The sequence below is a fragment of the Formosa sp. Hel1_31_208 genome, assembly GCF_900104785.1.
GTDB lineage: Bacteria > Bacteroidota > Bacteroidia > Flavobacteriales > Flavobacteriaceae > Psychroserpens.
This window is the reverse complement of sequence record NZ_LT629733.1, coordinates 1,851,681-1,866,147: the sequence shown is the minus strand read 5'-3', so window position 1 is coordinate 1,866,147 and position 14,467 is coordinate 1,851,681. Positions and strand designations below refer to the sequence as shown.

The window sequence follows — 14,467 nt, the reverse complement described above, 5'->3', positions numbered from 1 at the left end:
CGATAATGCTAAAGCCGTATTTAAAATCAATTTATTCTTGAATTATATCATCGAAGTAGTAAATATCTCCGTCACAAGTAGCATTTCTTTCGAAGTAAATAATCATACTTTGAAATGTCCCTGTAGGTACATTTGTAAAATCAAATGTAAGTTCTTGCCATTCACCTAATTGCGTAATACTTGCAACTCTATCTTGTGATGGTTCTGTATTTGGAAATGACATAAACTCTAACCTGAGTGTAACTTCGGTAAGTTGTGTTTCTGCCAACACCTTCATTTTAAACGTTTTATTGGTTGTAGTTGAAAAATCGATAGGACTGGTAAGTCCAACTCCTAATCCAGCGAACGTTTGGCAACCTGTTGTTTTTTCATATCTCTGCACTTTACAACTAGAGTTTACAGCATCCACAACAGGATTATCAACGATAAATCCAGCAGTATCACCAAAAGCGTCAATAGTAGTTTCAGTCAGAAAGGTCCAATTGATATCACCATTAGCAGGATTGATATTTTCGTCCGTCTCATCTTCACAAATTGGGACATCAATTACAAATGTCTGTTGGAATATGTCAGAATTCTCATTGCTATCAAATGCTGTTAATGTTACAGTATACGTTCCATTATCAAAAGTTTCAATTGGATTGATTAATGTAGAAGTTGTTCCGTTATCAAAATCCCATTCGTAACGTTCGGCATCATTAGAAATATTTATAAAAGAAATGGTTCTTGAATTAACATTACTAACAAATCTGGCATCTAAATTAATTGTTACCGAGGTGTCATCATTTTCTTCACAACTAATTAATGCAAAAGATAGTATGGCTATGAATAAGATACTTGCTCTAACTTTTAAAAATCTCATATTCTTTATTTTTAAATTAATTATAAACTCTAACATAATCTACATACATACTTTGTGGAAATTCTGTCTCTGCATTTGGTGCACCTGGTAAAGAACCACCTACTGCCATATTGATAATGATGTAAAATGGTCTGTTAAATACCCATTCACCTGCATTATCAGGTGCATTAAATGTTATGGCTTCGTCAGCAGTTGTTTCAGGTGTAATTGTCTGATACAAATCACCATCAACATAATAATTGATGTAATTAGGACCCCATTCTATTCCAAAGATGTGAAACCCTTCATCAAATCGATCATTTTCTAAGGTATACTCTCTGGATATCGAATCACCTGCATTATATCCTGGTCCATGCACGCTACCTAGTACAACTGTTGGCGCATTTCCAAGGTATTCCATAATATCTATTTCTCCACATTGTGGCCATGGATTTTCATCACAATCATTTCCTAATAACCAAAATGCTGGCCAAATACCCTTTCCAACTGGCAAACGTATGCGTGCTTCAAATCGACCATATTGCTGTTCAAATAAGCCTTGAGTAGTAATTCGAGCAGATGTATAATTTGATCCCATGAACGATTCTTCGTCCGCCGTAATCACCAAGACTCCATTTTCTACATTGGCATTTTCTGGCCGGTCTGTATAGTATTGTAATTCATTATTTCCCCATCCAGCTGGAAGACCCTGAGCAGTTCCGTCTCCAAGGTCATACGTCCATCTAGTTTGATCAAGGGGACCATCTACGTTAAACTCATCTTGCCAAACAAGATTTGTAAGTTGAGCTACTTCTTGAGTTTCATCTGTATTACAGTTAGTAAGCACTAGTACTGCACATATACACATAATTTGTAGAACTCCTGTTTTTAAGTTTTTATATTTAAAATTCATAATATTAAAATGAAATTAATAATTAGTTTAATTGGTATAGAAGTATACGTTGTCTATTAAAACAGAACCATTATTTGATACAAAAATAATGAAACCTATATCGTTGAAAGTTGTCAAGCCAGTACCTCCTCCACCTGTAGAATTTGTGAAAGAACTAATTGGTATATCTAAACCAATCCATTGATCCTGAATAAGTTGACTTGTAGCATTAAAGCCACCAGCAGAGCCGTCTCCAAATCCATTATCTATACCATCTGGTCCAAAATCTAATAATTCTACTATAAATGTTGAGCCAGGTGTGGTTAATTGAACATCAACATGTACATGAGTAAAACTTGAAATATCAACTGGAGTATCCCAGCCTACACCAACAAATTGAAGATTTTCGTATACAATGTGTTCATTGCCAGCGAATAATTGAGTGGAAATGGAAATATCTGAATTATTAAATGCACCTACATTTAAACCGCCTTGGTTTGAATAAGTGTCACTATATATGGATAAGACTTCTGATGCAGGTAATGTTGGATCATCCGCATTAACAAATGCGCCATCTGCTGTAAGTTCTAAAGATCCTTCTGCAGTAAAATCACCAATCCTAGCGGTTATAGTCGCAGTACCATCTCCAATAACGGATACTACTCCAGATTCGGATACTGTTGCTACTGAAGTATCAGATGACATAAACGTGAAGTAATTTTCTGATGGAGAAATAGTCTGGTTTATACCAGAAGCTAAATTCACTTTGTAACCAAGACCAGTAATTGGAATGTCAGATCCTACAAACGCTTCTTGTACTATATCTTCGCCATCAAATATTTGTGGGCGCTCTTGACCAATTGTACCAAGGTTTTCAAAACGTATGTCGTCTAACCAAAACGTCCACCCAACTTCATTACCATTAGGACCATCTCCCATCACATCGATGGGTGCAGCGATATATGAGAACAAACCTCTTTCTTGTATAAGTTTAGAGGGATCTGGGATAGGTATTATATATTTAGTCCAATTTGTTGTTATTTCAGTATCACTTTTAACAACTGAAAATTCGTCTCCCTCAAAATTTACACCAAAACCAAAACTAGCTACAGTACCTGTAGTAGACGCCTTAGCCCAAAATGTTAATGCATCAAAACCTGTTAAATCACGGCCATCTCCACGGTCTCTAAAAATACCACCTGCAAGAAAACCATTAGGGTTTCCGGAAGAAGGAACGTCAATTCTTATAGATGATGATCCTTCGAAAGACTCGTCATCAACAACTTCAAAAGTATCTTCGACATTGTAACCCTCTGCTGGATCGAACGATTCAAAAAACTCATCTGTTAATCCTACAGGATTATCTAAAAATATTTCGCCATTAGAATTAAACGTTGCTGGCACAGCGTCGTCTGTTACATCTCTTTCACATCCAAAAGTTAGAATTAATAGTAATCCTAAAATACATGTTTTATTCAATTTAATTACTCTTATATTTTTCATCTTTCGCTATTTTTATCTTCCAATATTAATATGTACATAGGTTCTAATTTCCCACTCTGAACCATTTCCAAATCCAGCAGGACTTAATGCAGGAACGGGAGGAAAAGTATCTGGTATGAATGTATTGGTCGGAGAAAATCTTGGTGAAAATTGATCTAGTGAACGCCAAGTGCCTCTTAAACCTATAGTTGTATTAGGCAAGACAAACCAGTCTGGTTTTCCTAATGATGTAGAAATATCTACCATAAATTGCAACGGGAACGTCAAGTTAAAATCTCTGTGGTAATCAAACGGTCCCCAGTCATTTACTTTTACATGCGTTTCTAATCTCATTTTTTTGTATATGGCTCTTATATCTCCTCCAAAACGTTTTATTAATCTTTCACTATCACCATTAGCTTGAGCATTTCCATAGTAAAAGTTTCCAATGAGTCCTAAATCTGGGTTTAACTTAGACACCATTCTCGAATGGATTTCCCATAAGTTCTCTTGAGGTGCAGCAGTAGGAAATGCAAAGAATGTACGATCTGCCTGAAAACCAATATGAGCATCCATTGCTGTGGACATTCTATGATATACAAATCCTAAATTCATTGCGAATTTTGCGTCTTCTGCCCTGTCGTTATCCCATTCGTACATCCAAGTACCTGGTGTAGGGTCATAAGTAAGTAGTAATTCTCCAGACGTTGATTTTCTATTTCCATTTCTAACCGCAAAAGGATCATCAATAACATTTCTTAGTCTTCCAGGAGCCTCACCTCCATTAGGCATAGCGTCTACAAGTGGCATTTGCCATCTAAAGTTTGGCGCAATTTGAAAATCTCCAACACCATATGTAAATCCAGTTAAGAAGTTCGACATGTTTCCACTACCGGAGTCTAATAATCTCCATCCGGTAAATGTACGAGTTGCATCAGCTCCTCCATTAGCTACAAGTCCCATTATCGAACCTTGAGCATACCAGTTAAATTTACCACCTTCATAGGTGATTTTTGCTTTTCCACCCCAATTATCTTTTCCTCGAATCTTATCTACAACAACTTGTCCATTATCAATATCTTGGAAAGAACTACCATTTAAAGGACTTCCTCCCCAAATAGCTCCAAGTGTTACATCAACTTTTCCAAAGTCTCTCTCTACAGCTATAGTTGCTCTTTCCATAGGGAAAGCAGGTATTACACCTGAACGTACTTGATTAGCATCTAATATACGTTGGCCGTTTTCATCAAACTGTATTTCTGTCTCAAGATCACGGTGATAAATTCCAGCTATTTCATAATTTCCGATTTTACGCTGGTATTTAAACAACATGGTTGGATTTGCACCCCACCATAATTGCGGACCAATAGCTGCTTTTAAACCATCAAACGTACCTTTTCCATCCAATTCAGCTCCTAAAATTTCACCGCCATAGATATCTAGGTTAGGTCCGTAGTTTGCCTCTGGATATAAACCAAAGAAATCACCTTCATATTGCCAATGAAAATGACCAGTACGATAAAACCCTCTTAAATCAAAATCTTTTGCTTTCCATTCAAACTCTGCTTGATACACATTGACTCTATTGACATCCCCAAGTGTAACTTCACCGTTATCAGAATCAACAGTTACTGCTCTTCCTCTGTTTTCATAAAAAATCTCATCAATAGGATTTTCAGCTACCTTACCTATAACATTTAAATTCACACTGGCTCTCATATTAGGAGACGGATTACCTTCAATACCCACAAAATAGGATTGCATATGATCAAAACCCAATTGATTTGGATAGGTATCAGAATCCTCATCGGGATTATCTGGTGTTGTAATTAAACTTCCTCCTGTATTGAATGTGGTGAATTTTGCCATTAAATGACTAATTCTAATTTTTTGTGTCTCACTACCACCTAGTGCTGCTTTGTCTCCTCTGGCTCTTAACACGGCATCCATAATTTGAATGTTGTCAAAATATTTGGTAACAAAATCACCAGTTACACCCTCTTCATAAGGATTCAGACTGTGTGCTTCTTTAAGTGCATAATATGCTGCTCTTGGATATAATTCATAAAGCCCTCTTTCATTAGTTGGACCTTTTGCACAGATACCAAACCATTCTTCATTCATGTTGTTTTGACCAGGTTCTAAATCAATAGCGTAACCTCCATTAGTCCAAGAAGCATTATTATCATGCAAATCTGCATTTTTTCTATCATCAAACCCATACTTCCACCATCCATCACTGAATTGAAAAGTAAAACCTCCTATCGAAATACCAGTTTTACCTAAACCAGAAGCATGTTGGTAGATTTCTTTCCAATTACTCACCATGTAGTACGCTTGTGCTCTTTGATCTTCCTTATTTTCTTTAGCGTTAAAGGCATCTGCACCAAACTCTGTAAACATTAATGGAATATCCAATTTTTCCTTAACCACATCAAACATGTCGGTAAACGAAGAACCTCTATAGGTGTTTGTTCCATAAATATCAACATCAGGACATTCTTCCGCAATGATATCAATGAATAATACATCACCATTACAAATGGCTACAGGATGCGATGTGTCTGAGGCTTTCATGGCTTTAGCAGCATCATTCATCAACTTATACATTGGACGGCCTCTTTTCTCTCCTATGAATCTCTTCTCATCTTCATCATCTGGAAAATCTTCAGTTTCAGCACCTTGCCAAAAGAGTCCGTAATTATTTTCATTCCCTAAAAGGTACATTAAGAGTCCAGGTGTATCTTTATAATCTCTAACCAAGTTGTTAACCTCTGACATTAAGAATTCTTGTGTTTTTGGATCATCATAGATCGTTACAGGAGTCCAAACACCATCAATTGTTAATCCATAACGTCCAAAAGAATGATTCAGCATGGTGTATATCCCATAATTTTCGTAGATATACTGGATCCATTTTGCTGGAACACCCGTATACTGGCGGATAACATTCACTCCCATATTCTTTAAAAGAGACATTTCGGAATCTAGACCTGCTTTAATAATGTCGTCTGACTTATTCCAAAAATCAGCATTTACGGTATTGGTACCTATTGGAATGTAATCCCAATTCATACCATTTATCATAAAATCTTGTCCATTGACGACTAATTTCATACCATCTGCACTTTTTACAACCGATACTTTATCAGTTTGTGCGAAAACGGTAGCCGTCATGAATAAAAGAAGTAATCCTAGAATTTTGTTTCTCATAATTTTGTTTTTTACTTGGCTAGTAGCTGTTACTATTTCCTATTAATAATTCTTACACTATTTTTTCATCTTATTAATTTTTCTTTGAAAATAAGATATCGGTTACAAAAACGAAAACCAATTTAAGGTTTTAACATTTTTCATGTAATTATTTATTTAATCTGGCTGAGTAGTTGTAAACATCTGGTACCAGGCTAATACCGGGTTTACTGCATCATAAAACCTCACATAAAGATAATCTTCCTCAATCTCCAATATTTCATATGACGATACTCCAGTATAATAGCCCATAAAAGCATTGCCTGAGAAATTCATTACTGAACCTCTTGGTGCAGGGAAATCTGGATCTGCAATCTGTGACCAATCTGTAGAAGAAGGTATAATAGTAACATCACTTACTCCTGTAGTATCAAAATCAAAACAGGTATCCACAAATTCATCACACTGCTGTCCTGTAGCATCACAGTGAGCCCAATTAAAAAATGATTGACCATTATTATTATGGGTATACGTTAATTGATTGTTTTCATCTAAAGAAAATGTCATGTCTTGGTCACAAAAGCAATCTGTATCTTCATCATCACATTTTCCGAAGGCATTTGTGGAATCGTATTGTGGAAACCAATGTCCATTGAGACTACCATCATCATTTCCATCCTGCTCTAATGTTGGACCTACTCCCAAATGACCATTTTCGTCAACTTTTGGGTACCATGTTTTAGACAGACCTGGACCTCCAGTTAAAAAGATCTTAGCTTCCTGATCATCAAATGCACTAACGACATCAAGCGTTACAGATGTTGTTGAAGAAGCTCCTCCGGTTCCCGTAGCGATAACACTTACCGTATATGTAACTATACCTTGTACAGAAAAGCGGTGTGTTGTTACACCTGTATATGAGGATTCATCTGAAGAATTATCACTAAAAGTAAATCTATAGTTTAAAGCATTATCTGCTGTTGCTGTAAATACAACGAATCCAGACCCATCACCGTTAGGGTTATCTAATGATTGTCCGACAATTTCAAAACTAAGCGACAAATTTGTCGGCGCTGTGATATTACCGAATTCTTTGTCTTCATCCTGACATGTTGTTATTAACAAAAAGCTAAACAACATGATTCCTATATATTTAAGTCTATTCATCATTTATTTATATTAATTGTGGAAATATACGTTATCAATGTAAAAATCAAATGTCCCTGTAGGTAACCCTGAGAATATCAATTGCTGCAATGAGTTTCGAATATCTAATGTATTACTCGCATTTGTTACGAGATCTGCATCAGCGAAATCTGCTAATGGGATTTCTAAAGACACCCATTCTCCTAATGGGAAATTATCAAATGCAATTTCACCTTCTACTGGACTCCCAGAACCTAAATCGACTAATTTCACTCTAAATGTTGAGGCATTCGGTGTCCATACATCTATATGGAAGAAAGTCATGCTCGTAGCATCTACCGGGTCTCCATAAAATTCTACACCTACAAAGTCTGCATCAATATATTCTTTAACGTCGTTGCCATCAATTACAATATCAGTTAAGATACTTGTACTCCAATCTGAACGCCAAGAACTTTCGTTAACATCATCAGTATAGGTATTACTATACATCGAGATGACGTTAGCTTCTGGTACCGTTGGTGCTGGAGCAGCTTCACCAGGTGACGTCGCGGATTCTCTCCAGAAATACACATTGTCAATATAAAAATCAAAAGTACCTGCAGGTAAACCAGAAAATATCAATTGTTGAAGCGAATTTCTAACAGTTAATAAATTCGATGCATTTGTCACAATACCCGCATCGGCAAAATCTTCTAGAGGAATGTCTAAGGAAATCCACCCTCCAGGCTGTATATCTGGAAATGGAATTTCACCTTCAATCGGACTTCCTGATCCTAAATCGACAAGTTTGATTCTAAATAAGGAAGCATCTGGTGTCCAAATATCAATATGGAAAAACTCCATATCTGTTGCATCTACAGGACTTCCGTAAAATTCAACACCTACAAAATCGGCATCCTCATAACGCTTGGTATCATCTCCATCAAGTTGAATATCGGTTAACGTACTTGTACTCCAATCTGAACGCCAAGAACTTACAACTACATCTAAGTCATAGGCATTACTAAACATAGATATAACATCCGCTTGCGGTCTTGCTGGCGGAGTTGGTGCTGCCATACTTGGTGCGCTTGGTGTTGCGTTATAGAAGTAAACGTTATCTATAAAGAAATCAAATGTTCCAGTTGGTAAACCTGAGAATATCAGTTGTTGAATTGAATTCGTTGCTGTCATTCCACCGTCTATAAAGTCGGACATTGGGATATCTATAGACACCCATTCATTTTGATTAAAATTATCAAATACTATTTCTGCCTCTGTTGCAGCTCCACCTAAATCAACTAATTTAATTCTGAAAGTGGTCGCATTTGATGTCCATACATCGATATGAAAGAATTCAATATTAGAAGCATCAACAGCATCTGCACCATAAAATTCTACACCAACAAAATCGGCATCAAAATAGGATTTTGTATCATCACCATCAATTTGAAAATCTGTTAGAACGCTGGTGCTCCAATCTGAGCGCCAAGAACTTACATTTACATCTAAGTCATAAGCATTACTAAACATTGAAATGACATCTGCCTCTGCTCTGTTGGGTGGTACTGGCGCAGCTGTTAAGGGTTGTAATATTTCAGTTACTTCAAAATCTGTTTCTATATACTGTGCTGTTTCAATGGCAGCACTAAATGCTGTTACAGTAATTGTATATATTCCGGCAGCTTGATATTCGTAAACGATCTCTTCACCAATATTTGCGGTTCTAATATCGTCAACACCATCTTCTCCAAAATCAACTTCGTACATGATACCAAAATCTGCTGTAGCATTCACACGAACCGTATTAGATACAGTACCATCATTTTCAATAGTTACAGCTAGATTTTGAGGTGCTGTAAACGAAACGACTAGTTCTTGCTCTGCTTGTGTGGTTAAACCACTTACACTTGTAGCAATAACGCTCAACGTATAGGTGCCTTCAGCATAAACTTTATCGACACTTTCACCCGATGTTAATTGTACAGAGTTACCCGATCCATCTCCGAAAAACAATTCAAAAGAAGTCGCTCCTACTGCGGTTGGAGTTATTGTTACCAAACCAGTATTATCTTGAGTTACGCCAAATTGTAAAACCAATTCACTTGGAGCTTCGGTATTATTGATAAAGTCCGTATCTCTTTCATCATCTTCACAGCTAATAAAAGCTATAATAAGTATGCTTGCTAAAATATATTTTATACTTTTCATAGTCATAAATTGTTTAATATCCTTGATTTTGTTCCCATTGCCCTCCAGCTAATTGTATTTCAATTAACGGTATTGGAAATAGTTCGTGTTTTTGCTCTTGAAAACCATCAATTTCATCAGCAGCACGACCTGTTCTTACAAGATCGAAAAAATGATGACCTTCTCCAACAAGTTCGACACGTCTTTCGTGATAAATTGCATTAGTTAATGCTACTCCAGTTAAAGTCACATTATGATCAGAATTACCAAAAGCACGTTCTCTAACTCTATTGAGATAGCTTTGTGCTTGCATATCATTAATTCCTCCTCTATTTAATGCTTCAGCTGCCATTAATAACACATCGGCAAAACGTATTGCTCTGTAATTATTAGGGTTAGTTAAATTAGCATCTCCAATATTTAAATCGCCCTCACGAGCAATATATTTTCTATTGTAATATCCTGTATGTTCATTTCCTGTACTATATGTAGCGCCTGTTTCTGCAGCCCACGCTTCAATATCTAATATGGCAGTTTCGAGTCGTAAATCTCCTTCTTCAAATTCATCAACCACTTCTTGTGTAGGGACATTAAAGCTAAAGCCAGATTCAAAAATAGGACCGTTATATCCTCTGATACCATTAAACCCAACAGCAATGTTACCTTCACTACACTGAAAACAATCAAAGGATGCTCCTTCAACATCGGTATACTGTACTTCAAAAACCGATTCAATATTATTCTCATTATCATTCTCAAACATCGTACTATAATCTACAAGTAAATCATATGGTCCATTATTAATTAGATCTTCTAATACTGCTGCAGATAATGCAAACTCGTCTTGAAACAAATAGACTTTACCTAAAAGTGCTTGTGCGGCTCCTTTTGTAATTCTTCCGGTCTGTTGCTGTACATAAGGTAAGTTTTCCGCAGCATAAATTAAATCTAATTCAATTTGATCATATATCACATCTTTAGATGTTTTTGGAATTTCAAATTGATCTCCAAACTGTATTCGTCTGTCAATAACAAAAGGGACATCTCCAAAAAACTTAACTAATTCAAAATAGTAGTAAGCTCTTAAAAATCGAGCTTGAGCTAAAACAGCTTCTTTGCCGTCGAAATTAATATTGTTTTGAAATTCTAAAATATAATTGGCACGATTAACACCTGCATACATCCATTCCCATATGTTGCTCAGTTCTTCATTAATTGGCGTATGAATCATATCATCAATTTCTTGTATTCCTGGTCCATCATTTGAATCACCACCACCAGCTAAAGTATTATCAGAGGCAATATCACCTAACATCACATTGATATATGTCGATTGTAATAGGTCGTATGCTGCAATCAAAGCGTTTTGATAATCTTCTTCGGTGTTAAAGAAATCTTCTGAGTTTTCATTGTTAGATTTAACATCTACGAAATCATCACTGCATGAAGCCATGATAATCAATGCTATAAAAACAAAAGTGATTTTTAAATTTTTCATGGTCTTATTAAAATTTTAAGTTCATTCCTAATAAATATGTTCTTGGTGACGGATAAAATCCATAATCAATACCACCACCAATAGGTTCTCCTGTTGATGCTGTTGGATCGTATCCACTATATTTTGTTAACGTTACTAAATTACTTGCAGAGACATATAGTCGTAATTTTTTTAGTCCCCATTTGTCTAAAAGGTCAGATGAGAATGAATACCCTAACTGCACATTTTGAAGTCGGATAAACGATCCATCTTCAACATAAAAATCTGAAAACAGCGTATTATTTGTTGCTCCTGTGGTTACTCTTGGGAATGAGTTACTGGTTCCTTCACCAGTCCAGCGATCTAGAAAGTAAACGGATCGGTTAGCATTTGGTATGTTACGTTCAAAATTTCTCACGATATCATTTCCTACAGAGGCAAATGCATATGCGCCAAAATCGAAATTCTTATAATCAAAAGAAAGATTTAAACCCATTGTTGCTGTTGGAATTGGGTCTCCAATATTAGTTCGGTCATCATCATTGATTACACCATCACCATTAATATCTACAAAAATTAAATCCCCTGGCTGTGTATTCCCATTAAGAATAGGTGAAGTGTCTATCTGGGCTTGATTTTGAAATATTCCCGCTGTTCTAAATCCTCTGAAATAACCAATTGGCTGACCAGCTTCCATTCTAGAGGGTTGAGCTTGACCTACACCAAATTGTCCTCCAGGAATAAAATCTCCAGAACTACTAACAGAGATGACATTATTATCAATGGTTGAAACGTTGTATTTAATATTCATTTTAAAATTTTCACTCAATTGTTCTGTATAACCAAGAGAAAATTCAAACCCTTTATTTTCTATCACTCCAGCATTAATAAATGGTGAAAGTGAGCCTGGACCCGAGGCTCCTAATATTCCTGATACGGGTGGTGAAACGAGTAAATCTTCGGTACGCTTTTTATAATAGTCAAGTGTTAAATCCATTCTATTTTCCCAGAAACGCATATCCAATCCTATATCAAGTGTTTTTTGTTTTTCCCATTTAATTTCTGGGTTAGAGATAGCTCCAGGAGTAGTACCGAAATTTAGTAAATCATTAAACGGATAAACACCTTCTCCATCAAGAACTGAAACGAATCTAAATGCTCCAATTCGGTCGTTACCTAACACACCATAGGAGGCTCTTATCTTTAAGAAGTCTATAAACGAATTAGTAGCCATGAAGTTTTCTTCGGAGGCGATCCATCCAACAGATGCAGATGGGAAATAACCAAACTTATTCTTAGGTCCGAAATTACTTGACCCATCACGTCTTATCACTGCGGAAACTAAATATTTCCCATTATAATCATATTGTACTCTGGCGAAATATGATAATAATCTTGAGTCAAAACCAGAATCGAAAGGAAAGATGTTTTGAATATTAGTGGCGCTCTCTATATTTGCATTACCAACAAAATTATCGACAATACCAAATCCTACATTCCCTGTATTATTACCTGTAGTTTTAAAAACTGAGGTTCCCAACAGTACATTTAAATTATGGATATCATTAAATTTATTTTCATACTTTATAAAGGCATCAAACGTATAGTCTCTAAAAAAACTCTTAGTTTCTACAACTTGATTTCTTTGAATATCGAACACTTTATCTACTGTACCCTGAATACCATAGTCAATTTCTGGAGAAAACACTTTACTATCTACTTCTGCATAATTAAACTGGTAACTTGCCTGAGCTGTAAAGTGTTCCAGAAAATTATATGATAAATTAATATTACCATTTATTTTATCAACTAAGCCTCTGTTAAATGTATTGTTAATTTGTTTAATCGGATTAACTATCTCAAATCCTAAGTCATTTGCAGCTTGATTCGTATTTATGGTTGGCGCTATGTTAATAGCGTTAAATAAAACGGAACCAATTCCATTTTCAGGAAGCACTCTTCTTGAAGTGTGCGTCCAAGTGACACCCGTATTAATCTTGAAGTTTTTAAGAAAATCTAAACTATAACTTAAGCGTTGTGTTAGCCTTGAAAAGTTTGACTTATCACCACCAACAATACCATCTTGGGTTAAAAATGACCCACCATAAGCATAAGTTGATTTTTCTCCACCACCCTTAAGTGTAATCGCGGTACTCACTATAGGCGCCTTTTGAAAGACTCTATCTTGCCAATTTGTACCTTGCCCTAAACCTGCGACGTTCGAAAATGGTATATTTTCTCCATTAGCCGCATAAGCTTCATTTAACAAAAGGGCGTACTCGGTGGCATTTAACACTGGTAATGTCCTTGTAGTTTCTTGAAATCCGCCATAAGTATTTAATTCCACTGTTAACGGCATACTTTTACGACCTGATTTTGTTGTTATTAATATAACACCATTGGCAGCACGCACACCGTATATACCGGCTGTTGCATCTTTTAACACATTAACTGTTTCAATATCATTTGGATTGATAACACTAAGGTCTTCGACCACTGTTCCATCAACCAGAATTAAAGGACGTGAATCTCCATTGGTAGAAACACCTCTAATACTTATCGTAGCAGAGGCTCCAGGTGATCCAGAATTTGACACAATATTGACACCAGCAACTTGTCCTTGAAGTGCTTGTTCAATTCGAGTTGGTTTTAAATTTTCAATAGTTTCGCTAGAAACTACTGAAACCGCACCTGTAATCTCCTTCTTTCGTTGTGTACCATAACCAATTACCACTACCTCGTCAAGTGATTCTGAATCTTCATCTAAAGTAATGAACAAAGGCTCCGCATTCGTTACTGTAATTTCTTTTGTTTTATAACCTAAATATGAGATTACTAAAACCGAATTGATAGATACATCATTCAGGACGAATTTTCCATCAAAATCTGTAGATGCTCCTTTGGACGTGTTTTTCACGAGGACATTAACTCCAGGAAGTGGTATACCAGTAGATGTCTCAGTAATTGTTCCTGTCACATTTATATTCTGTGCATAAAGTGAAGCAGAAAAAATGACTACTAAAATTGTAAATAATTTTGAATACATAGTTGTGTTAGTTATAACATGCAACTTAGTGCATAACGTTAATAATTCCTTAAAAAAGGACTATACAATAAATATACATCTCAAAAAAAAGAAGGTATTTTTACTAATTACGCAATTAATCTATGTTAAAATCAGTTAGTTGGCAATTTTGGAACTGTATTCTTAGGACATTGCAACACCACAATTACCACCCATGTATAGGCAATGTTGTGTTTCTTT

The 14,467-nt window shown here is 35.9% G+C and carries 8 protein-coding genes; all 8 read right to left on the bottom strand.

Going from position 1 to position 14,467, the window contains the following annotated elements:
- Positions 1-31 precede the first annotated feature (31 nt).
- Entirely contained in the window at positions 32-862 is an 831-nt protein-coding gene (locus BLT57_RS08445; RefSeq protein ID WP_157717152.1) for a PKD domain-containing protein, read from the bottom strand.
- Between the two features lie 16 nt (positions 863-878).
- Complete coding sequence (locus BLT57_RS08440) at positions 879-1,754, bottom strand: family 16 glycosylhydrolase (protein ID WP_091424848.1); 876 nt, start codon at positions 1,752-1,754, stop codon at positions 879-881.
- A gap of 27 nt (positions 1,755-1,781) precedes the next feature.
- Positions 1,782-3,236, bottom strand: coding sequence for an Ig-like domain-containing protein (locus tag BLT57_RS08435; RefSeq protein WP_091424846.1), 1,455 nt, complete (start codon positions 3,234-3,236; stop codon positions 1,782-1,784).
- A 12-nt stretch (positions 3,237-3,248) separates the two neighbouring features.
- A complete protein-coding gene (locus BLT57_RS08430; RefSeq protein WP_091424844.1) occupies positions 3,249-6,428 on the bottom strand; it encodes a glycoside hydrolase family 2 TIM barrel-domain containing protein in 3,180 nt (1,059 codons plus the stop codon).
- A gap of 156 nt (positions 6,429-6,584) precedes the next feature.
- On the bottom strand, positions 6,585-7,577 hold the full coding sequence (locus BLT57_RS08425; protein ID WP_091424840.1) for a PKD domain-containing protein: 993 nt from the start codon (positions 7,575-7,577) through the stop codon (positions 6,585-6,587).
- 9 nt (positions 7,578-7,586) lie between these two features.
- Positions 7,587-9,746: a hypothetical protein gene (locus BLT57_RS08420; protein ID WP_091424837.1), complete on the bottom strand. Its 2,160-nt coding sequence runs from the start codon at positions 9,744-9,746 to the stop codon at positions 7,587-7,589.
- Positions 9,747-9,759: 13 nt separating this feature from the next.
- Complete coding sequence (locus tag BLT57_RS08415) at positions 9,760-11,223, bottom strand: RagB/SusD family nutrient uptake outer membrane protein (RefSeq protein WP_091424834.1); 1,464 nt, start codon at positions 11,221-11,223, stop codon at positions 9,760-9,762.
- A 7-nt stretch (positions 11,224-11,230) separates the two neighbouring features.
- Positions 11,231-14,248 carry a TonB-dependent receptor gene (locus tag BLT57_RS08410; RefSeq protein WP_091424832.1) on the bottom strand — a complete coding sequence of 1,006 codons (3,018 nt, stop codon included), beginning with the start codon at positions 14,246-14,248 and terminating at the stop codon, positions 11,231-11,233.
- Between the last annotated feature and the right edge of the window lie 219 nt (positions 14,249-14,467).